At 73.7% G+C, this 23,314-nt stretch carries 18 protein-coding genes; 12 read left to right on the forward strand and 6 right to left on the reverse strand.

Going from position 1 to position 23,314, the window contains the following annotated elements; translation table 11 throughout:
* Window positions 1–45: 45 nt before the first annotated feature.
* The 5 genes from AB0E98_RS19660 to AB0E98_RS19680 all read left to right on the forward strand — a co-directional run bounded on the left by AB0E98_RS19660 (window position 46) and on the right by AB0E98_RS19680 (window position 8,218).
* Window positions 46–909: a sugar ABC transporter permease gene (locus AB0E98_RS19660; RefSeq protein ID WP_361704514.1), complete on the forward strand. Its 864-nt coding sequence runs from the start codon at window positions 46–48 to the stop codon at window positions 907–909.
* Window positions 906–1,736 carry a carbohydrate ABC transporter permease gene (locus AB0E98_RS19665; RefSeq protein WP_361704084.1) on the forward strand — a complete coding sequence of 277 codons (831 nt, stop codon included), beginning with the start codon at window positions 906–908 and terminating at the stop codon, window positions 1,734–1,736. Before AB0E98_RS19660 ends, AB0E98_RS19665 begins: the two co-directional genes overlap by 4 nt.
* A gap of 17 nt (window positions 1,737–1,753) precedes the next feature.
* Window positions 1,754–2,983 (forward strand): glycosyl hydrolase, encoded by a 1,230-nt coding sequence (locus tag AB0E98_RS19670; RefSeq protein ID WP_361704087.1) that lies wholly within the window; start codon window positions 1,754–1,756, stop codon window positions 2,981–2,983.
* Window positions 2,984–3,046: 63 nt separating this feature from the next.
* Window positions 3,047–5,119, forward strand: a complete 2,073-nt coding sequence (locus AB0E98_RS19675; RefSeq protein ID WP_361704089.1) for an endo-beta-N-acetylglucosaminidase — start codon at window positions 3,047–3,049, stop codon at window positions 5,117–5,119.
* A 45-nt stretch (window positions 5,120–5,164) separates the two neighbouring features.
* Window positions 5,165–8,218, forward strand: a complete 3,054-nt coding sequence (locus AB0E98_RS19680; protein ID WP_361704091.1) for a glycoside hydrolase family 38 C-terminal domain-containing protein — start codon at window positions 5,165–5,167, stop codon at window positions 8,216–8,218.
* Window positions 8,219–8,305: 87 nt separating this feature from the next.
* Here the strand turns inward: AB0E98_RS19680 and lysX are convergent, their stop codons facing one another.
* Entirely contained in the window at window positions 8,306–11,680 is a 3,375-nt protein-coding gene (lysX, locus tag AB0E98_RS19685; RefSeq protein WP_361704093.1) for a bifunctional lysylphosphatidylglycerol synthetase/lysine--tRNA ligase LysX, read from the reverse strand.
* 115 nt (window positions 11,681–11,795) lie between these two features.
* A complete protein-coding gene (locus AB0E98_RS19690; RefSeq protein WP_361704096.1) occupies window positions 11,796–12,581 on the reverse strand; it encodes an SDR family NAD(P)-dependent oxidoreductase in 786 nt (261 codons plus the stop codon).
* A 318-nt stretch (window positions 12,582–12,899) separates the two neighbouring features.
* Here AB0E98_RS19690 and AB0E98_RS19695 point away from each other — a divergent pair, with 318 nt between their 5' ends.
* Entirely contained in the window at window positions 12,900–13,505 is a 606-nt protein-coding gene (locus tag AB0E98_RS19695) for a response regulator transcription factor (protein WP_361704098.1), read from the forward strand.
* A gap of 36 nt (window positions 13,506–13,541) precedes the next feature.
* On the opposite strand, the gene AB0E98_RS19700 is transcribed toward AB0E98_RS19695, so the two are convergent.
* Entirely contained in the window at window positions 13,542–14,768 is a 1,227-nt protein-coding gene (locus AB0E98_RS19700) for a histidine kinase (protein WP_361704100.1), read from the reverse strand.
* Between the two features lie 259 nt (window positions 14,769–15,027).
* On the opposite strand from AB0E98_RS19700, the gene AB0E98_RS19705 reads away from it, so the two are divergent.
* A complete protein-coding gene (locus tag AB0E98_RS19705) occupies window positions 15,028–15,891 on the forward strand; it encodes an AfsR/SARP family transcriptional regulator (RefSeq protein ID WP_361704103.1) in 864 nt (287 codons plus the stop codon).
* Here AB0E98_RS19705 and AB0E98_RS19710 read toward each other — a convergent pair.
* Both AB0E98_RS19710 and AB0E98_RS19715 read right to left on the reverse strand, forming a co-directional pair.
* Window positions 15,869–16,378, reverse strand: a complete 510-nt coding sequence (locus AB0E98_RS19710) for a nuclear transport factor 2 family protein (RefSeq protein ID WP_361704106.1) — start codon at window positions 16,376–16,378, stop codon at window positions 15,869–15,871. The two genes, AB0E98_RS19705 and AB0E98_RS19710, sit on opposite strands and share 23 nt — an antisense overlap.
* Window positions 16,379–16,424: 46 nt before the next feature.
* A complete protein-coding gene (locus tag AB0E98_RS19715; RefSeq protein WP_361704107.1) occupies window positions 16,425–17,804 on the reverse strand; it encodes an SRPBCC family protein in 1,380 nt (459 codons plus the stop codon).
* 263 nt (window positions 17,805–18,067) lie between these two features.
* Between AB0E98_RS19715 and AB0E98_RS19720 the strand changes: the two genes are divergently transcribed.
* From AB0E98_RS19720 to AB0E98_RS19740, 5 genes are read left to right on the forward strand one after another with little or no spacing between them, the layout of a single operon-like run.
* The gene (locus tag AB0E98_RS19720) at window positions 18,068–18,457 is read left to right on the forward strand and encodes an antibiotic biosynthesis monooxygenase family protein (protein WP_361704110.1); all 390 of its coding nucleotides are present in this window, start codon (window positions 18,068–18,070) and stop codon (window positions 18,455–18,457) included.
* On the forward strand, window positions 18,454–19,725 hold the full coding sequence (locus AB0E98_RS19725; RefSeq protein WP_361704113.1) for a beta-ketoacyl-[acyl-carrier-protein] synthase family protein: 1,272 nt from the start codon (window positions 18,454–18,456) through the stop codon (window positions 19,723–19,725). Before AB0E98_RS19720 ends, AB0E98_RS19725 begins: the two co-directional genes overlap by 4 nt.
* Window positions 19,722–21,038, forward strand: coding sequence for a ketosynthase chain-length factor (locus AB0E98_RS19730; RefSeq protein ID WP_361704116.1), 1,317 nt, complete (start codon window positions 19,722–19,724; stop codon window positions 21,036–21,038). Before AB0E98_RS19725 ends, AB0E98_RS19730 begins: the two co-directional genes overlap by 4 nt.
* Window positions 21,035–21,370: an acyl carrier protein gene (locus AB0E98_RS19735; RefSeq protein ID WP_361704119.1), complete on the forward strand. Its 336-nt coding sequence runs from the start codon at window positions 21,035–21,037 to the stop codon at window positions 21,368–21,370. Before AB0E98_RS19730 ends, AB0E98_RS19735 begins: the two co-directional genes overlap by 4 nt.
* On the forward strand, window positions 21,367–22,305 hold the full coding sequence (locus AB0E98_RS19740; RefSeq protein WP_361704121.1) for an acyltransferase domain-containing protein: 939 nt from the start codon (window positions 21,367–21,369) through the stop codon (window positions 22,303–22,305). The genes AB0E98_RS19735 and AB0E98_RS19740 overlap by 4 nt, the downstream gene beginning before the upstream one ends.
* Before the next feature lie 21 nt (window positions 22,306–22,326).
* On the opposite strand, the gene AB0E98_RS19745 is transcribed toward AB0E98_RS19740, so the two are convergent.
* Window positions 22,327–23,187, reverse strand: coding sequence for a class I SAM-dependent methyltransferase (locus AB0E98_RS19745; protein ID WP_361704124.1), 861 nt, complete (start codon window positions 23,185–23,187; stop codon window positions 22,327–22,329).
* Window positions 23,188–23,314 lie beyond the last annotated feature (127 nt).

Below are 23,314 nucleotides of genomic sequence, written 5' to 3' on the forward strand. Positions count from 1 at the left end.
TCCGGGCAAGCGTCGTCCACCCGCCCGCTCCGCACCCACCGGCCCCTGAGCCCCTGGCTCTTTCTCCTGCCCGCCCTCGCCGTCGTCGCCGTCTTCAGCCTCTACCCCTTCCTCACCACCGCCCACCAGGCGTTCACCGACGCCCGCACCCTCACCCCCGGCCGGTGGACCGGGCTCGAGAACTTCCGCGCCATGCTGGACGACGAACAGTTCTGGACCGCCCTGCGCAACAGCGCCCTCTACGTCCTCCTCGTCGTCCCCTGCACCGTCCTCCTCCCGCTCCTGCTCGCCCTCCTGGTGCGCAAGCAACTGCCCGGCGTCACGTTCTTCCGCGCCGCCTACTACACCCCCGTCGTCGCCTCCGTGGTCGTGGTGGCCCTCATCTGGACCTGGATGCTCGACGACCGCGGCCTCGTCAACGGCATCCTGCGCGCCCTCGGCGCCGGGCCCGTCGACTTCCTGGGCGACGCGTGGCTGCTGCTGTTCAGCGCCATGGCCCTGACGGTGTGGAAGGGCCTCGGCTACTACATGATCATTTATCTGGCGGCGCTCGGGAACGTCCCCCGCGAGCTCCACGAGGCCGCCGCCGTCGACGGCGCCGGCGCCCTGCGTCGCTTCGTCAGCGTCACCCTCCCCGCCGTACGGCCGACGATGGTGCTGGTCGCCGCCCTGTCGGCCGTGGCCGCGTTCAAGGTCTTCTCCGAGGTGTATCTGATGGCCGGGCCCACCGGCGGGCCGGCCGGGCAGGACACCACGCTCGTGATGCTCGTCCAGCGCACCGGCACCGGACTCAACGGCCGGGTCGGCTACTCCTCCGCGCTCTCCCTCGTCGTCTTCGTCATCGTGCTGCTGCTGATGCTGCTCGTCCTGCGCGCAGGCGGCACCCGACGCGAGGAAGGGGACCGATGACCCGGGCGCCCCGCTGGGAGAAGGCCCTGCGGTATCTGCTGATGCTGCTGGTACTGGCCATCACCGTCGGCCCGTTCCTCTGGCAGCTGTCCACCTCCCTCAAGGACACCACCGAGGACATCTACACCTCACCCCCGCGCTTCCTCCCCCAGCACCCCACCGGTCACAACTACGCCGAGGTCGCCGACACCATCCCCGTCTGGGACTACGCCCTCAACTCCCTCAAGGTCGCCACCGCCGCCGTACTCACCAACCTCGTCGGCGCCGCCATGGCCGGCTACGCCCTGGCCCGGCTGCGCTTCCGCGGCCGGCGGGCGGCAGCGCTCGCCTTCGTCCTGGCCCTGCTCGTACCGGTGGAGTCCATCGTCATCGCCCAGTTCACGCTCGTACGCGACCTCCACCTCAACAACACCCTCGTCGCCGTCGTCCTCCCCGGCTCCGTGAGCGCCCTGAACGTCCTGCTCATGCGGAACGCCTTCGCCGCCCTGCCCTACGAGACCGAGGAGGCGGCCGTCATCGACGGGGCGAACGCCTGGCAGCGCTTCACCCGGATCGCCCTCCCGGCCGTCCGCGGCACCCTCGCGGTCGTCGCGATCTTCGCTTTCATGGGTGCCTGGGACGACTTCCTGTGGCCGCTGATCGTCCTCTCCGACCAGGACCGTTTCACCCTCACCGTCGGGCTGAACTACCTCCACGGAACGTTCACCCAGAACCCCCGGCTGGTGGCGGCCGGGACCGTCATCGCCGTCGCCCCGCTCGTCGTGATGTTCGCCTGCCTCCAGCGGTACTTCTTCCGCGGCGTCGGCGAGGGCGCCGTCAAGGGCTGAAGGGATCACCGACCGTCATGCGTTTCGGCGTCAACTACACCCCCACGCACGGCTGGTTCCACCACTGGCTCGACTTCGACCTCGACGACATCCGCGCCGACCTCGACTCCATCGCCGCCCTCGGCCTGGACCACATCCGCGTCTTCCCCCTGTGGCCGCTCTTCCAGCCCAACCGCACCTTCATCCGCCCCCGCGCCGTCGACCAACTGGTACGACTGGCCGACGCCGCCGCCGAACGCGGGCTCGACGTCGCCGTCGACGGACTCCAGGGCCATCTGTCCAGCTTCGACTTCGTCCCCTCATGGACCACCACCTGGCACCGCCGCAACATCTTCACCGACCCCGACGTCGTCGACGCACAGGCCGCCTATCTGACGACGCTCGCCGCCGCCCTCGCCGGCCGGCCCGGCTTCCTCGGCATGACCGTCGGCAACGAGACCAACCAGTTCTCCGGCCGCCCCCACCCCGACCCCGACCCGGTCACCCCCGCACAGGCCGGCCGGTGGCTGCGCCGGATGCTCGCCGCGTGCGAGGCGGGAGCCCCCGGGCTGCCCCACGTCCACGCCTCCTACAACGCCGCCTGGTACGACGGCACGCACCCCTTCACCCCCGCCCACTCGGCCCGGCTCGGCGCCATGACCGCCGTGCACTCGTGGGTCTTCGACGGCACCGCGCAGCGCTACGGGCACGACGGCGCGGCGACCGGGCTGCACGCCGCGTACACCGTCGAGCTGTCCAAGGCCTGGGCCGACGACCCCGCCCGCCCGGTCTGGCTCCAGGAGGTCGGGGCACCGGCGCCGCACGTTCCGCCGTCGAGCGCGGCGGCCTTCGCGGAGGCGACGATCGAGGCCGTCCTGGACTGCCCGGACGTCTGGGGCATCACCTGGTGGTGCTCGCACGACGTCGACCGGGCGCTGGCGGACTTCCCGGAGCTGGAGTACGGGCTGGGGCTGCTGACCAACGACCGGGTGATCAAGCCGGCGGGGGAGGTGGTGGGGCGGTACGCGCGGGAGCGCCCCCGCCACCGCCGACCGGTGACGGGGGCGCGGCGGACGGCGCTCGTCCTGGACGCGGGGGACTTGGACGACGCCCCGGGGCGGTCGGTGTGCGCGCCGGGGGGCGCGTTCTTCGAGGCGTGGATGCGGGGCGCTTCCGGTGGGGGAAGGCCGGGGGTCGTGCTGGCGCAACGGGCGCGGAACACGGGGTATCTGGCCGCCCGTGGCATCACGGAGGTCGTCCTCCCCTGACCCCCCACTTCCCGTTTCTTTCAGGGGCTCCGTCCCCGAACCCCCGAAGGAGCCACCTTGGACATGTCCCGCCGCCAGGCCCTCGCCGCAGGCGCCGCCACCCTCGCCACCGCGGCCGTGGCGACGGCCCACGCGGCCACCCCGACCGACCTCCAGCCCTACGCCTCCTACTGGTACCCCGACACCCTCCCACCCGGCACCCCGCCCCCCGGTGTCCGCCGCCGCGGCCTCCGTACGTGGACCGCGGCCGGCGATCCCGACCTCCCCTTCAACAGAGTCACCGTCCCCCTCGCCCCCCGCTTCGCGCCGCCACCGCCCAACTCCACCGCGCGGCGGGACGAGGCGCGGATATCCGCGCTCGCCGCGTTCGCCCCGACGTCCGGCAACCCCTCGCAGGGGTCGGCCACCGCCGACTACTACGCCCTCACCCACTGGGCCTACCTCGACGAGCTCGTCTTCTGGGGCGGCTCCTCGGACGAGGGGCTGATCCTCGCGCCCAACGCCCCCGTCGTGGACGCCGCGCACCGCAACGGCGTGCCCGTGCTCGGTACGGTCTTCCTGCCGCCCACCGCCTACGGCGGGCGGCTGGAGTGGACCCGCGACCTCGTCCGGCGGGGCGCCGACGGCGGCTTCCCGCTCGCCGACAAGCTGATCGAGGTGGCCCGGGCGTACGGCTTCGACGGCTGGTTCCTCAACGCCGAGACGGGCGGCGGGGACGCCCGTCTCGGCGCCGGCATGCGGGACTTCGTCGCTTACCTGCGCCGGCTCGGCGGAACGGGCCTCCGGGTGACGTGGTACGACGCCATGGCCATCTCCGGTGACATCGCCTGGCAGAACGAGCTCAACGACCACAACTCACCGTTCTTCCGCGCCGCCGACACCATGTTCCTGAACTTCAACTGGAGCCGCACCGGCCTGGCCTCCTCCGGGGAGCTCGCCCGAGGTCTCGGCCGGAGCCCGTACGAGCTATGGGCGGGCATCGATGTCGAGGCGAACGGCTGGGACACGCGTGTCGACTGGGACGCGGTGGTCCCCGCCGGGCGCCCCCACGTCGCCTCGTACGGTTTCTACCGCCCCGAGTGGACGTGGAAGAGCCTGCCCAGGACCGATCGTGCCCCCGCCGCGTTCCACGCGCGCGACGACCGCTTCTGGTCCGGCGACTCCCTGGACCCCACCCGTCCCGACGACCCCGGACCCTGGCGCGCCCCGGCGGCCAGTGTCGCGGACCGCTCCACCCTCACCTCACTCCCCTTCGCCACCACCTTCAACACCGGCCATGGCCTCGGCTGGTACGAGCGGGGCGTGCGCGTCACCGACACGCCCTGGAACCACCTGGGGCTTCAGGACCGGCTCCCCGGCCGCCGCTGGGTGATCCATACGGCCGGGGCCCGGCCCTCCGTCGGCTTCGACTTCGCCGACGCCTGGCGCGGTGGTGGCAGCCTCCTCATCGACGCCGCGACAGTCGCCGCCGCGACAGCGGAACCCACCACCGTCGAGCTCTACGCATCGAGACTTCCGCTGTCGCCCGCCACCGTGGCAGAGCTGGCCCACCGCACCGACCCCGGTTCGGCGGCCGTCCGCGTGGAGCTGGCGGTCGCCCTGGACGATCCGGATCGTTTCACCTACCTCCCCGTGGGCACCCTCCCCGCCGGCGGCAGCGGCTGGACCACCGTCACCCTCCGCCTCACCTCCCTGCTGCACGGCCGGGCCGCCGCGACCGCCCACGTCCTCGGCATCCGGCTCACCGCCCCGGACGGCGGAGGCGTCCGCTGGCGGCTGGGCGAGCTCGCGCTGCACGACGGCCCACCCACCCCGCCCGGCCCGCCGGACGCGCCGGCCGTCACCGCCACCGCCCGCAACCCCGACGGCACGGCCGCCCTCCGCCTGAGCTGGCGGCCGACGCGGCGGCCTGTGCGACAGCCCACGCGGCTGGGCGCCGGGCCCGTCCGCCACTACGAGCTCCACCAAGTGGTGCCCGGCGGCCGGCCCCGCTTCCTCGGCGGCACCTGTGGGCATGCCTACTACGTCCCGGCGCTGCGCCGCACGGCCGACGAGGCGGCCACCCGCATCGAGGTGCGCGCCATGGACGAGCTGTACACCGCGTCGGCCCCCGCTTCCGTCACCTACCGCTGGTAGTCCCCGTATCGCTGGTAGCCCCCGCCGTCCCGGACAAGGAGAGGCATGCACAACGACCGCACCATCACCGAGGCCCGGCTCAAGCGGGTCCTGGAGGAGCGCATCCGCCCGGCCGTCCACCCCGAGTCCGTGCCGCTGGAGGTCTCCGTGTGGCACGCGCCCGGCGAGCCCGCGCCCGTCGCGGAGGGGCTGGCGGCGCCGCGCACGCCCGTCGCGGTGGGCACGGAGTGGGGCCCGGCATGGGGCACCAGCTGGTTCACCGTGTCCGGCGCGGTGCCGGAGGCCTGGGCGGGGCGTACGGTCGAGGCCCTCCTGGACCTGGGCTTCGACGAGAACATGACGGGCTTCCAGTGCGAGGGCCTGGTCTACCGCCCCGACGGCTCGCCCGTGAAGGGGCTCAACCCGCGCAACCAGTGGGTCCGGATCGCCGAGCGCGCCACCGGCGGCGAGCCGGTGCTGCTGCACATCGAGGCGGCCGCCAACCCCGTCATCCTCGACTACCACCCCTTCGTCCCCACCGAACTGGGCGACCGCGAGACCGCCGACGACGGGCCCCGCTACCGGCTGACCCGGATGGACCTCGCCGTCTTCGACCGGACGGTGTGGGAGCTCGTCCAGGACCTCGACGTCCTGGGACAGCTGATGCACGAGCTGCCGGTGGACTCGCCCCGCCGCTGGGAGATCCTGCGGGCCGTCGAACGCGCCCTGGACGCCGTGAACCTCCAGGACGTCGGCGGGACGGCGGCACGGGCGCGCGAGCGGCTCACGAATGTCCTCGCCGCGCCCGCGCACGCCTCCGCGCACCGGATCAGCGCCGTGGGGCACGCCCACATCGACTCGGCGTGGCTTTGGCCACTGCGCGAGACGGTACGCAAGGTGGCCCGTACGACCGCCAATATGACCGCGTTGCTGGAGGACGAACCGGACTTCGTCTACGCCATGTCCCAGGCGCAGCAGTTCGCGTGGATCAAGGAGCACCGGCCGGAGGTGTACGCACGGGTGAAGAAGGCGGTCGCCGAGGGCCGTTTCGTCCCCGTGGGCGGCATGTGGGTCGAATCCGACACGAACATGCCCGGGTCGGAGGCGCTGGCCCGGCAGTTCACACACGGGAAGCGTTTCTTCCTGGAGGAGTTCGGGATCGAGACGGAGGAGGTGTGGCTCCCGGACTCCTTCGGCTACTCGGCGGCGCTCCCGCAACTGGTGCGGCTGGCGGGTGCGAAGTGGTTCCTGACGCAGAAGATCTCCTGGAGCCAGACCAATACCTTCCCCCACCACACCTTCTGGTGGGAAGGCCTGGACGGCACCCGGGTCTTCACCCACTTCCCGCCCATCGACACCTACAACTCCCAGCTCTCGGGCCGGGAACTCGCCCATGCCGAGCGCAACTTCCGCGAGAAGGGCGGCGCTACGCGCTCGCTGGCACCCACTGGCTGGGGCGACGGCGGGGGCGGCACGACACGGGAGATGCTGGCGCGGGCGAAGCGGCTGGCGGATCTGGAGGGCTCGGCGAAGGTCGTCTTCGAGAAACCGTCGGCGTTCTTCGAGAAGGCCCACGCCGAGTACGCCGACGCCCCGGTGTGGGCCGGCGAGCTCTATCTGGAGCTGCACCGGGCGACGCTCACCAGCCAGGCCCGCACCAAGCAGGGCAACCGGCGCAGCGAGCACCTGCTGCGCGAGGCGGAGCTGTGGGCGGCCACGGCGGCGGTACGGGTGCCCGGGTTCCCGTATCCGTACGAGGCGCTGGACCGGCTGTGGAAGACGGTGCTGCTGCACCAGTTCCACGACATCCTGCCCGGGACGTCGATCGCCTGGGTGCACCGGGAGGCGGCCCGGACGTACGCCGAGGTGGCCGCCGGACTGGAGTCGCTGATCGCGGACGCGCTGGGGGCGCTGGCGGGCGACGGCGACGGCGACGGTGGTGGTGATGGCGCCGGCCGTGCGGCGGTCGTCTTCAACGCGGCGCCCCATGCGCGCGGTGGCGTGCCGGCTCTGGGGGCCGCCGTCCGCGAGGAGCCGTCGGCGGCGTCCTCGGGCACCGCCGTGGAGCCGCGCGAGGACGGCGGTTTCGTGCTGGACAACGGCCTGCTGACGGTCGTCGTCGATGAGCGCGGGCTGCTCGTCTCCGTGTACGACCGGAGGGCCGGCCGCGAGACCCTGGCGCCCGGAGCCGCCGGGAATCTCCTCCAACTCCACCAGGACTTCCCCAACATGTGGGACGCGTGGGACGTCGACCGCTTCTACCGGAACACGGTCACCGATCTGACGGACGTCGACGCGCTGGAGCGGACGGACGACGGCGGCGCCGTCCGGCTCGTCCGCACCTTCGGTTCCTCGCGCGTCGAGCAGCGGATCACGCTGCCGGAGGGGGAGCGCCGGGTGGAGGTGGAGACGGAGGTCGACTGGCACGAGACGGAGAAGTTCCTCAAGGCCGCCTTCCCACTGGACGTCCACACCGACCGGGTGGCGGCCGAGACCCAGTTCGGCCACCTCCACCGGCCCACGCACACCAACACCAGCTGGGACGCCGCCAAGTTCGAGGCCTGCGCGCACCGCTTCCTCCATGTGGAGGAGCCGGGGTGGGGCGTGGCGCTGGTGGACGACTCGACGTACGGGTACGACGTGACGCGGGCGGCGCGGGACGGCTCCGGTACGGGCGGCGTCGGCACGGTGACGACCCTGCGGCTCTCCCTGCTGCGCGCCCCCCGCTTCCCCGACCCGCGTACCGACCAGGGCGTGCACCGCTTCCGCTACGCGCTGGTGCCGGGGGCGTCGGTGGGGGACGCGGTGCGGGAGGGGCACTGGATCAATCTGCCGGAGCGGTGTGTTCCGGGGGCGCCGGCGGGTGTCGCCCCGCTGGTGTCAGTGGACAACGACGCGGTCGTCGTGTCGGCGGTGAAACTGGCGGACGACGGGAGCGGGGACGTGGTCGTGCGGCTCTATGAATCGCTGGGCGGGCGGGCGTCGGCTCGTCTGACGGCGGGGTTCGAGGTGGGGGAGATGACGGTCTGCGACTTGCTGGAGCGGCCACTCGGGCCCGTGACCGAGAGCCTGTCCCTCCGGCCGTTCGAGATCGTGACGCTGCGGCTGCGGCGGGGCTGAAATCAGCCCGCCCGGCGTTTGAGGACCGGGGTCCGGGGCGGAGCTCCGGGAAACGGTGGAAGGGCGGGACCGGGGCAATCCCACCGCTCAACGGTGCCGCACCAGCGGAAACGGCAGCGTCTCCCGGATCGACAACCCCGTCAGGAACATCACCAGCCGGTCCACCCCGATCCCCAACCCCCCGGTCGGCGGCATCGCATACTCCAGCGCCCGCAAAAAGTCCTCGTCCAGCTCCATCGCCTCCGGATCGCCGCCCGCCGCCAGCAGCGACTGGGCCGTCAGACGGCGGCGCTGTTCGACGGGGTCGATGAGCTCGGAGTACGCGGTGCCCAGTTCCGTGCCGAAGGCGACGAGGTCCCAGCGCTCGGCGAGCCGGGGGTCGGCCCGGTGGGGGCGGGTCAGCGGGGAGACGTCGGTGGGGAAGTCCTTGTAGAAGACCGGGAGCGTGGTGCGCTCCTCGACGAGCCGTTCGTACAGCTCCAGCACGAGGTCGCCGCGTCCGCACTCCGGCCGGTGCGGTACGCCCGCCGCGGCGCAGTGGGAGCGCAGCGCCGCGACGGTCGTGTTCGCGTCGATCTCCTCGCCCAGGGCCTCGGAGAGGGCGCCGTAGACGGTTTTCACGGGCCACGGTCCCGAGATGTCGTGCCGGACGGGCCTGCCGTGCTCGTCCGGCCGTACCGCCACGGGGGCGCCGTGGGCGGCCGTGGCGGCCTGCTGGACGAGCTCGCGGGTCAGGTCGAGCATCACGTCGTAGTCGGCGAAGGCCTGGTAGGCCTCCAGCATCGTGAACTCGGGGTTGTGCTTGTAGGAGACGCCCTCGTTGCGGAAGGTCCGGCCCAGTTCGAAGACCTTCTCCATGCCGCCGACGCACAGCCGTTTGAGGTACAGCTCGGGGGCGATGCGCAGGTACAGGTCGAGGTCGTAGGCGTTGATGTGGGTGGTGAAGGGGCGGGCGTTGGCGCCGCCGTGGACCTGCTGGAGCATCGGGGTCTCCACCTCCAGGAAGCCCCGGTCGAGCAGGCCCTGGCGCAGTGCCTGGACGGCCGCGCTGCGGGCCCGTACGGTCCGGCGGGCGTCGGGGCTGACCGCGAGGTCCACGTAGCGCATCCGGACCCGGGCCTCGGGGTCGGCGAGGCCGCGCCGTTTGTCGGGCAGGGGGCGCAGGCACTTGGCGATGAGCCGGGCCCGGGTGACGAAGACGGTCAGCTCGCCCCGGTCGGTGGTGCCCACCTCGCCCTCGGCCTCCAGGTGGTCGCCGAGGTCGACGTGGCGGGTGAAGCGGCGCAGCAGCTCCTCGCCGGAGCCGTCCCGGGTGAAGGTCAGCTGGAGGTCGCCGGACCAGTCGCGGAGCACGGCGAAGGCGACGCCGCCGTGGTCGCGGACGAGCAGTACGCGCCCGGCGACGGTCACCCGTTCGCCGGTGCGGGAGGCCGGGGGCAGACCGGGGTGGGCGGCGCGGATCGCGGCCAGGGTGTGGGTGCGGCGGGCGTCGGCGGGGTACGGGTCGACGCCCGCCTCCCGCAGCCGGTCCAGCTTGTGCCGTCGTACCCGTACCTGCTCGGGCAGGCCCGCGAGCTCGTCCGCCTCCGCCGCCCCGGTCCCCTCACCCGGGACGAAGCCCAGCTCGGAGAGGGAAGGGAGCCCGGCCGTGGAGGCGGGGCTGGCGATACCCCGGGCCCGCCCCCGGCGCCACAGCTTCCCCAGGCTCGGCACCGCGACGAAGCCCTCCGCGATGCCCGCGGCGAGCCCGATCCGGGCCAGGGCGCCCGCGTCGGCGTAGCACAGGAAGCGGGGGCGCCACTCGGGGTTGTATTTCACGTTTGAGCGGTAGAGCGCCTCCAACTGCCACCACTTGGAGAAGAACAACAGGAGCCTGCGCCACAGACGCAGCACCGGGCCCGCGCCGATGCGCGCCCCCTCCTCGAACGCGGACCGGAAGACGGCGAAGTTCAGGGAGATGTGCTTGACGCCGAACCGCCCGGCCTGGGCGCACAGGCGGCCGATCATGAACTCCATGACGCCGTTGGGCGCCGCCCGGTCACGGCGCATCACGTCCAGCGAGATCCCGTCGGTTCCCCAGGGTACGAACGACAGCAGCGCGATCATCGTGCCCTCGCTGTCGAACGCCTCGACGAGCAGGCAGTCCCCGTCGGCCGGGTCGCCCAGCCGGCCCAGCGCCATCGAGAAGCCGCGCTCGGTCTCGGTGTCCCGCCAGGCGTCGGCGCGCCGGATGACCTCGCCCATCTCCTCGTCGGAGAGCGCCGAGTGGCGCCGTACGCGTACGGTCGCGCCCGTGCGCTCCACCCGGTGGACGGCCTGCCGGGTCACCCGCATCTCCCGGCCCTCCAGGTCGAACGTGGCCACCTGGAGGATGGCCTCGTCACCCAGTTGGAGCGCGCCCAGCCCCGCGCGGGCGTAGGCCTTGGCGCCCTCCTCGCCGGCGCCCATGACCGCCGGCTGCCAGCCGTAGCGGCCCGCGACCTCCAGCCAGGCCGCGATCGCGGGGTCCCACGCCTCCGGGTCGCCCAGCGGGTCGCCGGAGGCCAGGCAGACGCCGGTCTCCACCCGGTAGGTGACGGCGGCCTTGCCGCTGGGGGAGAAGACGACGGCCTTGTCGCGGCGGGTCGCGAAGTAGCCGAGGGAGTCACGGCCGCCGTAGCGGCTCAGGAGGGCGCGGATGCGCGGCTCCTCGTCGTCGTGGAGGGCCGCTTCCAGGCGCTGGGAGCGGAAGAGCGTCATCGCCGCGTTCAGCAGGGCCAGCGCGCCGAGCAGGCCGAGGAGGAAGAACAGCCAGTGCGGCGGGTGCCCGTCGAAGTGCCGCCCGCTGACCAGACCGCCGCACACCTTGTTCGCCACGAACAGCAGCCGGTTGCCGCCGCCGCGTTCCAGTGTGCCCGGGAACAGCGACACCAGCCCCCAGCCCAGCAGGATCGCCACCGCCAGGCCCGCCGCCAGCACCAGCAGGGCGCGCAGGAACGCCCCGCGCCGGGACGCCGCGTAGAACTCCCGCCGGGCCAGGATCAGCAGCGTCATCGCGGCGAGGCTGAGCGCCAGCGAGGGGATCATGTCCCAGTAGCCCACGGCCAGCAGCACCGCGTCGGTGAAGACCAGCAGCGTCAGATAGGCCAGTACGAACCAGAGCGTGACCCGTTTACGGGCGGCGGTCGCGGCGGCGAGCAGCAGCAGGAAGACGGCGTAGGCGAGGTTCGCGGCGGTCGGGATCGTCAGCAGGTCCAGGGCGCGGGTCAGCGGCCGCGCCGCCCGCCGCAGGGGCGGGATCAGGGCGGTCAGCGCGCAGAAGACGCCGAGCAGCCCGAAGAAGAGCGCGAAGCCGTTGGGCACCCGGTGCAGGAAGCGCTGCCACGCGGTCACCCGTTCGGCGGCCCCCGCGCTCTCCGGCGTCGAGCGCGCCCCCGACTCCCGTGCCGTCGCGGCGGACCGGTCCCGGACTGTGCGGCTCATTCCGTCAGCCTAGGCATCCACCGGTCGTCACGCCCGCCGAAGACGGCCCGCCGGGGCGCGTGTCCGGTGCGGGCGGGCGGACCGTCCGCGTCCGGCCCCTCGGTGGGCCCGCCCGTCAGTAGTTCCCGAGGCCGCCGCAGACGTTGAGCGCCTGCGCCGTGATCGAGGCGGCCGCGTCCGTGACGAGATAGCCGACCAGCCCCGCGACCTCCTCGGGCGTGGTGTACCGGCCCAGCGGGATCTTCGCCTGGAACCGCTCCAGGATGGTCTCCTCGCTCACCCCGTAGTGCGCGGCGTAGCCCTGGCGCACCCGCCGGGCCATGGGCGTCTCGACATAGCCGGGGCAGACGGCGTTCACCGTGACCCCGGTTTTCGCGAGCTCCTTGCCCAGGGCCTTGGTGAAACCGATGACACCGTGCTTGGACGCCGAGTACGGGGCGGCCAGCTCCACCCCCTGCTTGCCGCCGGTGGAGGCGATGTTGACGATCCGGCCCCAGCCGCCGTCCCTGATGCCACCGGACCGCAGGACCTCCCGGGTGACGTAGAAGACGCCGTTGAGATTGGTGTCGATCACGTCCAGCCACAGCGCGTCCTCGAGCTCGGCGGTCTCCCCGCCCCCGCCCCGGCCCGCGTTGTTGACGAGGATGTCGACGCGCCCATAGCGCTCCACCGCCGCGCCCACCGCCTCCCGCACCCGTGCGGAGGAGGTCACGTCGCAGACCGTCCCGTCCGCCTCCAGCCCCTTCGCGTGCAGGCCCTTCACCATGGCCGCCACGCCCTCGGCCCCGCGCGCCACCCCGAAGACCGCCGCCCCGCGCTCCGCCAGCAGCCCGGCCACGGCCAGGCCGATCCCGCTGCTCGCGCCGGTGACGAACGCGACCCGCCGTTCCGTCGCCGCCATCGTTCCCTCCCGCCGTCGTGACCGTGGACGCCACGACCGTGCCGCCCCCGCCTCGCGGACCGGTCGACCGCCGATGGAGGCCTGTCGACTGCCGACGGGCCCCTCGACCCGATGGAGGCCGGTCGACAACCGACGGAGGTCCGTGGACCCGGTGCCGGGTGCGTCGACCGCTCTACGATGCTCACAGGAGTTCGTGCAGGAGTTCGTGCAGGAGTTCGTGAAGTTCGTGGACGGGGCGGACGCGCCCGTCCGACCGACACGGCGACGGACGCTCCCCTCACCGGCCACACGCGGGGCGGGCGTCCGAGGGGCGGGGCGATGATACGGATCCTGATCGCGGAGGACATGGTGCTCCTCCGGAGGGCGCTGGCCGAGCTGATGACGCTGGAGCCGGACATGTGCGTGGTCGCCGAGCTCGCCAGAGGCGACAGGATCGTGCCCATGGCCGTCGAGTCGGACCCCGACGTCGCGGTCCTCGACATCGACCTGCCGGGCGTGGACGGGATCACGGCCGCCGCCGCGCTCGGCGAGACCGTGCCCGGCTGCCGCGTCCTGATGCTGACGGGGCTCCGCCAGCCGGGCACGCTGCGCCGGGCGCTGGCGGCGCGCGTCTCCGGGTTCCTGCTGAAGGACGCCGAGCCCGCGCGGCTGACCCAGGCCATCAGGGACGTCGCCGCCGGCCGCCGGGTGATCGACCCGGAGCTCGCCCTGGCTGCCCTGGAGGAGTCGGCGCAGCCGCTCACACCACGCGAGCTGGAGGTGCTGCGGCTGGCCGCGCAGGGGGAGGACCCCGTCCGGATCGCCGGCCGGCTCTTCCTCTCCCCGGGAACGGTGCGGAACTACCTCAGCAGCACGGTCGTCAAACTGGGCGCCCGCAACCGCATCGACGCCGTCCGGATCGCCCGCGAGGCCGGCTGGCTCTGAGCCGCCCCGCCGCCGAAAGCCCCCGCCCCTGCCCGTTCAGGCGACTGTGGCGGAGCCCGGCACCCCGGTGCCGTCGCCGGAGCGCGCCCCGGGCGCGGCGGCGCTCACGGGCACCACCGCCGTCAGCCGGAACCAGCCTCCCCCGGCCGACACCTCCGCGGCGAGCCGCCCGTCGAGCGCCTCCACCCGCGTCCGGAGATTCCCCAGGCCGCTGCCCGCGCCGGCCGCGCCGAAGCGGGCCCGGGCCGGCCCGGGCACCCCGTCGTTGACGACGCACAGCCGTACCGACCGCCCGTCGCGGCCGGTCTCGATGACGCACGTCCGCACACCGCTGTGCCGGAGCATGTTGGTGACGCCCTCCCGCAGCACCGTCGCGAGTGTCGTCTCCACCGGGTGCGGCAGCGGCCCGTGACAGGCGCGCAGCACCACCCGGACCCCGGCCGCCGCGAGCGTGGACTCGGCGGCCGATAGCTCCGAGCGGAGCGACAGGTCGCGGTAGCGGTACGAGACGGCCCGTACGTCCGACAGGGCCTGCCGGGCGGTCTCCATGATCTCGGTGAGCTCCCGCCGGGCGCGCGAGCTCATGGGCGGCAGGGACCGGCGGGCCAGCTCGCTCTTGTACGCGATCGTGGTCAGGCTGCAGCCCAGCAGGTCGTGGAGGTCGCGGGCGAACCGCTGCCGCTCCCGGTCCACGGCCGCCTGCGCGAACTCCCGCCGTGACCCCCGGACGTCATGGACGAGGCGGGCCATCCGGGAGAGCCCGTACACGACCAGCCCCATGAGCGCCGCCGTGCCGCTCACCCACCCCAGCCGGTCCGTGCCCCAGCCCTCGCCCAGCGCCATCGGACCGGCCGAGAGCACGGCGCCGGCGAACGCCGGCCACGCGCACCGCGGCGGCAGGACGGCCAGGGCCGATCCGGCCAACAGCCCCGGCATCGCCAGCCAGGCGTCCCCGAACACCGGGTACGGCAGATACGTCAGCAGGCCCTGGAGACCCAGCGTCCAGTACCGGCGGCGCGCCGGGCAGAGGGCCGGCCGGGGCAGACAGTGCAGGAACTGGAGGCAGAAGACGAGCGGTACAGCCGTCAGCGCGCCGGCGAGCACCAGGGGCTCCGGACGGCTCGCCACCACATAGCAGGCCGTCAGAACGAGGAATCCGCCCAGAACGATCGTGGTGACCAGCACGGGCGGGTCCGGCGCTGCCTCCGTGAGCCGTGTCGTGAGCCGGCGCACCGGACCGCCATGGCCATCAGGATCCCGCATCGAGTCCCCCGTACGCCGAACAGCACCCGTGAGAACGCACTGTCGATGCTAAGGCGTCAGTGCGAAAATGTGGTCGGCCCCGGCCCCTCACGCCTCACCCATGAGGAGTTCACCCCCACCCCGCCGCAGCTTTCACGGCCCCTTCGGGTCCATGGCACTGGCCGGTACCGACCCCTGTCCGGAAAGGTTTCGTGGGCGAGGGGGCGCGAACGTGCCCGCGGGCCGTGCGCCCCGTGAGGACCGTCATGGGGGAGAAGCCTTGGAGATCAGTCTGCTGGGCCCGCTGACCGCCCGGATACACGGTGTCTCGGTCGTGCCCACCGCCGCCAAGCCCCGCCAGATCCTGGCGCTGCTGGGCAGCCACGCCAATCACGTCCTGCCGGTGCGGACCCTGATGGAGGAGATCTGGGGCACCGCCCCGCCGCACAGCGCGCTCACCACCCTCCACACCTACATCCTCCAGCTGCGCCGCCGGCTCGCCGTCGCCCTCGGCCCGGACCCGGCCCTGCGTGCGAAGGACATCCTGGTCACCAAATACGGCGGCTACCGCTGGGAGGCGCCTCCCGGCACCGTCGACGTCACCCGTTACGAGGCGCTGGTCGGCGCGGGCCGCGCGGCCGCCGAGGCGTACCGCCACGACGAGGCGGCCGTGTGCTTCCGCCGGGCGCTGGCGCTGTGGCGGGGGCCCGCCCTGGTGGACGTCCGCATCGGACCCGTGCTCAGGATCCAGGTGGCACGGCTGGAGGAGAGCCGCCTGGGCGTGCTGGAGCGCTGCCTGGAGGCCGAGCTGAGGCTGGGCCGACATGTGGAACTCCTCGCCGAGCTCGTCGAACTGACCGGCCACCACCCCCTCCACGAGGGGCTCCACGCCCAGTGCATGACCGCGTTCTACCGGGCGGGCCGCCCCTGGCAGGCGCTCGACGTCTACCAGGGGCTGCGCAGGAGGCTCGTGGAGGACCTGGGCCTGGAGCCCTCGCCCCGGCTGCGGCGGCTCCAACAGGCCGTCCTGTCCGCCGACCCGCAGCTCGACGAACCGGACCCACCGGGACCGCCGGCCCCGCACGGCACGCTGCCGGCCGGTGCCGTTACGCCCGGTGCCGTTACGCCCGGTCGTCCCGCGTGACGATTCGGTCGTCCCGGGTGACGCCCCGGTCGTCCCGGGTGACGACGCGCTCGCGCACGAGCAGCTCGCCGCCCCGGCGTACGAGGACGTCCGCGCAGACGCACATCAGGTGGAGCCGGGGGCCGTTCCCCTCGCGGACCGCCACCACCTGGACGTAGCTCTCCGCCAGCAGGGACCCGTCCTCGCACGGCCGGACGGTGAGCATGCCCAGCCAGTGGCGGTGCGTCTCGCCCCCGGCCGCCAGGGCGGCGCGCGTCCGGCGCGCCCCCTCGGCGAGCGCGGCCCGCCCCCGTACCGGCTCCGGCAGCGAGGGCGGCGCGAAGGAACCGTCCTCCGTGAAGGTGGCCGCCCATGCGTCGGCGTCCCCGGAGTCCAGCGACTGCATCTGCCGGGCGTAGAAGTGCTCGACCTCCGCGTGCTCGACCTCCACGTAGTCCTCGACCTCCGCGTTGTCGTGGCCCGTCGCCGTGCCCGCTGGTGCAGTCATGGCTGTCGTCTCCCTCTTGCCGTCGCGTCACAGGTCGTCGTGGCCGTCATGGGCCGTCGTGGGCGACCAGTCGCCGGCGCACCAGCCAGCCGCCCGCCCCGTCGGGCACCAGCGCGTCCTCGCAGGTCGCGGTCAGCCGCAGGGCCGGGGCCTCGCCCGTGCCGGTATCGACGACCAGCGCGTAGAAGCGGGTGACCACCGAACCGTCCGGCCGCTGCCGGGCGGTGAGCATGCCCGTGAAGTGCCTGCGACGCCCGGGCCGAGGGCCCGCCGCCGCGACGGCCGCCGCGATCGCGGCCCGCCCGCGCAACGGCTTCGGGCGGTTGCTCCCGTCGCCGTTGTTCCCGTCGAACTCCCCGTCCTCGGCGAAGGTCTCCGCCCACGCCCCGCCCTCGCCGTCGTCCAGCAGCCGCAACTGCGCCGCGTAGAACTGCTGGAGCGCCGCGTACGTCGCCGGGGGCACCGGCCGGCCGCCCGCGCGGGCCTCCGCGTACTCCTTGGCGTGCCGCATCGTGGTCGTGCTGTTGTGCCCCAGCGCCTGTCGGACGAACGCCCGGGCGTCCTCCGCCGTCGCCCCCGGGCCCAGGACGGGGACGACGGCGGAGGGGTCGACGACCACGGTGTGCCGGGAGGTGACCAGCGCGCCGGCCGGGGTCTCCTCGACCGTCCACCGCCCCGTGTGCGCCGCCAGCAGCGCCGGCGTCCGCCGCTGCTTGTAGACGATCCGCCGACCGGGCAGACAGATCCGCACGGACGAGGTGGTGTGCGTCGAGCCGTCCGCCGCGCGGGTGTCCATCTCCAGCAGCTGCACTCCCGGCGCGTCCTCCTTCAGCACCACCCGGGAGACATGAGGAAGGCGCTCCTCCCACTCCCCGGCCGCCAGGAGGAAGGCGTGCACGTCGTCGGCGGGGGCGTCCACACGGACCGTGTCCTCGAAGGTGAACGCCGCCCCCGCGCCACCGGGCCGCTCGGCGGCCGCTTTCAGCGCCGCCAGCTCGGCCTCGCTGTTGCGGTCGACGGCCCGCTCGATCCACGCCAGGTGCTCCGGACCGTCGTCCACCGCCCGGAAGTCGTGCGTGAGCCGGACCCGGCAGCCGCCGCCGGGCAGCGGTTCCACCCGCCACTCGCCCCCCATCGCGGCGACCGGATGCCGCGACACCTCCTGCCGGAAGCGGATCCGCAGCCCCGCGCGGTCCGGCGTCCTGCGCGACGTCCAGTCCTTCACCTCCTCGTTGGCCGTCGCCCAGATGCGGATCCGCTCCTCGGCGCCGCCGCGCTCCAGGTGCTCGACATGCAGGGTCGGCGGAAAGACGTGGGGCCAGTCGGCCACGTTCTCGATCAGCCCGAAGACGGTCCCGGCCGGTGCGGCCACGGTGACCGTGTGCTCGGTCTTCCGCACATCGGTGTGCGCAACGGGTCGGTTCATGCTGCTCCCCTCCGCGTCAGGCGGTGGCGGGGCGGCTGCCGGCGGCGGGACCGCGCGCCGTGACCGCGTCCGTCCGGCAGCGAGGCTCGCAGCCCCCGCTCGAATCGCGCTGGACCGTGCCCGGCCCGCGTCCGGCCCGCGCCGGCGGTCCACCGGCGGTCCAGCCGCCTGCGAGACCGGACCCGCACGTTGGCTGTGCGAGCGCGCCCATGACGCCCTGTCAAGGAGCGGGCGAGCCAGCCGGAAGCGAGGAGTCCAGCCAGATGCCCGATCACCACCCCGGTGCCGCGGCGGCCGAGCCGCGCCCGCGCCCCGTGACGTTCGTCAACAGATTCACCGTGCACGCCGCGCCCGAGGAGTTCGAGGCGGCCTTCGCCCGGACCGCCGAGTACATGGCCCGGCAGCCCGGCTTCCTCCGGCACACCCTCGCCCGCCACGTCGACCGGCCGGGCCACTACGTCAACATCGCCGAATGGGAGGACGCCGCGTCCTTCGAAGCCGCCGTCGCCCACCCCGGCTTCCGGCCCCACGCGGCCGGGCTACGGGCCCTGAGCAGCAGCGAACCCGACCTGTACGAGACGCGCCGGACCCGCACGGCCGACCGCCCGGCCCCTGCCCCGGGCCCCGCTGCGGGCCCCGGGGAGCCGTCATGACCGGACGCCGGGTGGTGATCACGGGCATCGGGGCGGTGGCCCCCGGCGGCCACGGGACCAAGGCCTTCTGGGAACGCGTCGTCTCCGGGATCCCCGCCACGCGCACGATCACCGCCTTCGACCCCACGCCCTTCCGCTCCCGCGTCGCCGCCGAGTGCGACTTCGACGGCGTACGGGCCGGGCTCGCCCCCGAGGACGTCCGACGGCTCGACCGGGCCGCCCAGTTCGCCCTGGTCGCCGCCCGCGAGGCACTCGCCGACAGCGGCCCGGACATCACGGAGGAAACCGCCCACCGCGTCGGCGTCGCCCTCGGCACCGCCGTCGGCTGCACCCAGAAACTGGAGGAGGAGTACGTCGCCCGCAGTGACACCGGACGGGAATGGCTCGTCGACCCCACCGCCGGATCACCGCACCTCTACGACTACTTCGTCCCCAGCTCCATCGCCGCCGAGGTCGCCCGGGACGCCGGCGCCGAGGGACCGGCCACCGTCGTCTCCGCCGGTTGCACCTCCGGCCTGGACGCCGTCGGCTACGCCTGCGAACTCATCCGCGAGGGCATCACCGACATCATGATCACCGGCGGTACGGACGCGCCCATCGCCCCGATCACCGTCGCCTGCTTCGACGCGATCAAGGCCACCACCGCCCGCAACGACACCCCCGGACACGCCTCCCGCCCCTTCGACCGCACCCGGGACGGCTTCGTCCTCGGGGAAGGCGCCGCCGTCCTCGTCCTGGAGGAACTCGACGCGGCCCGCGCCCGGGGCGCCACGATCCACGCCGAGATCGCGGGCTTCGCGTGCCGCGGCAACGCCCACCACATGACCGGGCTGCGCCCCGACGGACGCGAGCTGGCCGCCGCCGTCACCGCCGCCCTCGACGAGGCCCGGATGGACCCCACCGCCGTCGCCTACGTCAACGCCCACGGCACGGCCACCCGCCAGAACGACCTCCACGAGACGGCGGCCATCAAACACGCCCTGGGCGACCACGCCCACCACGTCCCGGTCAGCTCCATCAAATCCGTCATCGGGCACTCCCTGGGCGCGGTCGGCTCCCTGGAGATCGCGGCCTCCGCCCTCGTCATCGAGCACGGGATCGTCCCGCCCACCGCCGGCCTGTACGAGCCCGACCCGCTGCTCGACCTGGACTACGTACCCCTGACCGCCCGCGAACGGCCGACCGGCACCGTGCTCACCGTCGGCAGCGGCTTCGGCGGCTTCCAGAGCGCCATGGTCCTCACCCGGCCCGAAGGGCAGCCGGCATGACCGCGCCCGGGACGGCGGTCGCGGTGACCGGCATCGGCGTCGTCGCGCCCAACGGCCTGGGCACGGACGCCTACTGGGACGCGACGCTGCGCGGCCGCAGCGGCATCGGCCGCCTCACCCGCTTCGACGCCGCCCGCTACCCGGCCCGGCTCGCGGGCGAGGTCACCGATTTCGCCGTCCGCGACCACGTCCCCGGCCGGCTCGTCGCCCAGACCGACCGCACCACCCGCTTCGCCATCGCCGGCGCCGGCTGGGCCCTGGCCGACGCGGACCTGCCTGACGCGGGCCTTCCCGAACCGGGCCTTCCTGAAGGGGGCCTTCCCGAAGGGGGCCTTCCCGAAGGGGAGACCGGCCCGCTGGACCGGGGCGTGATCACCGCCAGCGCCTCGGGCGGCTTCGAGTTCGGCCAGCGGGAGCTCGCCCACCTCTGGGGCGAAGGCCCCCGGCGCGTCAGCCCGTACATGTCCTTCGCCTGGTTCTACGCGGTCAACTCCGGCCAGCTCTCCATCCGGCACGACCTGCGCGGCCCCACCGGCGTCTTCGTCACCGAACAGGCGGGCGGACTCGACGCGATCGCCCACGCCCGCCGCAGGATCCGCAAGGGAGCCCGCCTGATGCTCACCGGCGGCATGGACGCCTCCCTGTGCCCCTACGGACTCGCCGCCCAGCTCGCCGCCGGACTCCTCAGCGAACGCGCCGACCCCGCCCGCGCCTATCTGCCCTTCGACCCGGACGCCAACGGCCACGTACCCGGCGAGGGCGGCGCGATCCTCGTCCTGGAGGACGCCGCGCGGGCCCGAGCCCGCGGCGCCCACGTCCATGGCGAGATCCTCGGCCACGGCGCGTCCTTCGACCCGGCCCCCGCCACGGGCCGCGGCCCCGCCCTGCGCCGGGCCGTCGAGACCGCGCTGGCGGACGCGGGCCTCGACCCCTCCGCGATCGCCCTGGTCCTCGCCGACGGCGCCGGCACCCCGGCCCTCGACCGGGCCGAGGCCCGGGCGATCACCGAGGTCTTCGGACCGCGCGGCGTCCCCGTCACCGTCCCCAAGACCATGACCGGCAGGCTCTACTCGGGCGCGGCACCCCTCGACGTCGTCACCGCCTTGCTGGCGCTGCGCGACGGCCTCGTACCGCCGACCGTCCACGTGCGTGGCCCGGCGGACGACTGCCCCCTCGACCTCGTCACCGGCACCGCCCGCCCCTTCACCGGTCGAGCCGCCCTGGTCCTGGCCAGGGGGCACGGCGGATTCAACAGCGCGCTGGTGGTCGGCGCGGCTCCCACCGCCCGCACACCCCAGGAGGGATTGACATGACCGTCTTCACGCTCGACGAACTGATCCGGATCATGCGCGAATGCGCCGGCGAGGACGAGGGCGCCGAGCTCACCGCGGCCGCGGCCGACGAGGAGTTCGACCAACTGGGCTACGACTCGCTCGCCCTGATGGCCACCGCGAGCAGGGTGGAGCGCGAACTGGGCGTCCAGCTCCCGGAGGAGGGGATGGCCGACGTCCGTACGCCCGCCGCGTTCGTCGCCCTCGTCAACGTGGAACTGCGCCGTGACGTGGAACCGCGCCGTGATGCGGAACCGCGCCGTGATGCGGAACAGGACCGTCCCGGGTCCGGGCGGCCGGTGGAGACCCGTTGACGGCCACGACCACCGGCGGCCTCCCGGTCGCCCTGCTGCTGCCGGGACAGGGCTCCCAGCACCCGCGCATGGCGACCGGGCTCTACTCCGGGGAGGCCGCCGAACCGGAGTTCGCCGCCGCCATGGACGAGGTGTTCACGGCGATGGGGGCGGCCGGGAAGCCCCTGCGCGCCGACTGGTTCGCCGAGCGCCCGACCGTGCCCGTCGACCATGTCACGCGCTCCCAGCCGCTGATCTTCGCCGTCGACTACGCCCTGGCCCGTCTTGTCATGAGCCGGGGCGTACGGCCCGCCGCCCTCCTCGGGCACAGCGTCGGCGAGATGGCGGCAGCCGTCCTGGCCGGGGTGTTCACGCTGCCGGACGCCACCGCCCTCGTGCTCGACCGGGTACGGCGGCTGGCGGACGCCCCGCCCGGCGGCATGCTCGCGGTGGCGGCGGCACCGGGCGAGCTGGAGCCGTATCTGGGCGACGACGTCGTCGTCGGCGCGGTCAACGCGCCCCGCCAGACGGTCCTGGCGGGCCCCGAGGCCCCGCTGGAGAAGACTGGACAGGCGCTGAGGGACGCCTTGTTCACCTGCCGCCGGGTGCCGTCGCTGACCGGGTTCCACAGCCCGATGCTGGAGCCCGCCTGCCGGGGAGCGGAGGAACTCTTCGCGTCCGTACCGGTCCGGGCGCCGCGCATCACGATCCACTCCGCCTACACCGCCGGGCCGCTCACCCACGGGGACGTGGCGAATCCCGCCTACTGGGCCCGGCACCCGGTCGCGCCCGTTCTCTTCTGGCCGGCTCTCGACGCCTTGCTGTCCACCGGCGATCACATTCTGATCGAGACGGGGCCTGGAGACGGCCTGTCCCGGCTGGCCCGCCGGCACCCGAGAGTCCGCGCGGGTACCAGCAAGGTCCTGCCGCTACGGGCGACGGAGCACGGCCCGTAGGGATGCCCCGGCCGGGGGCGCCTACCGTGTGGTCGCCGTCACGTACCGCACCGGCGTGTCGATCACCACCGGCCCCCCGGCCACCCGCAGCGCGTCCAGCCCGACGACGAGGCGCTCGCGCAGCGCCTCCCGTTCCGCCGGCCCGAGGTGCTCCCACAGCAACCGCATGCCCTGCGTGTACGACCACTCCACCCAGGCCGCCCCCGAGGCCGCCACCAGCCGTACGTTCTCGTCCACGCACTCCACCCCCCGGAACCCGCACGCCTCCATCGTGCGCGTCAGATCGGCCGGGTCGGCCAGCCAGCTGTTGAAACGCTCCCGCAGCCGCTCCGGCCGCCACTCGGGAGGGAGGCTTCGCAACAGCTCCCGGGGGATGAGCCCGGTGAACACCGGCGGAAGGAAGGGGAACGTGTCGTCGGTGAAGACCGGCGAGGTGAAGCCGATCCGTCCCCCGGCCGTCAGCAGCCGCGCGTACCGGCTCAGCGCGGCCGGGGCGTCGGGAAAGAAGATCACGCTGTAGCTGCCCGTGACGACGTCGAAGGACTCGGCGGGAAAGTCCGGGCGCTCACCGTCCATCACCCGCAGCCGCATCCGGCCGGCGACCCCCCGCCGCTCGGCCTCCTTCACCGCCTCCTCGATCATGCCCGGCGCGATGTCGATGCCCACCACCGTGCCGGCCGGGCCGACCCGTTCGGCGGCCGGGAAGACACAGGCCCCGCGGCCGCAGCCGACGTCGAGGACCCGTTCACCGGGGAGCGGCGCCACCCGGTCGACCAGCCGCCGCCCCATGGGGGTGAAGAACTCCACTCCGGCCCGGTCATAGGCGGCCGACGCCCGGTCGAACGCCGCGGCCACCTCGGACTTGTAGACGGAAGCGTCCATGGCTGCTGCTCCTCTTCTCACGGTTCTTCCGGTTCTTCCGGTCGGCTCCGGTTTCCTCCGGTCGGCCGCGGATGCCGGGCACCAGCTTCGGGCCGCGATCTCGGGCGGGAATGGAGAGCCGTTGAAG

The sequence above is a fragment of the Streptomyces sp. NPDC037389 genome, from assembly GCF_040636475.1.
GTDB classification, from domain to species: Bacteria; Actinomycetota; Actinomycetes; order Streptomycetales; family Streptomycetaceae; genus Streptomyces; species Streptomyces hesseae.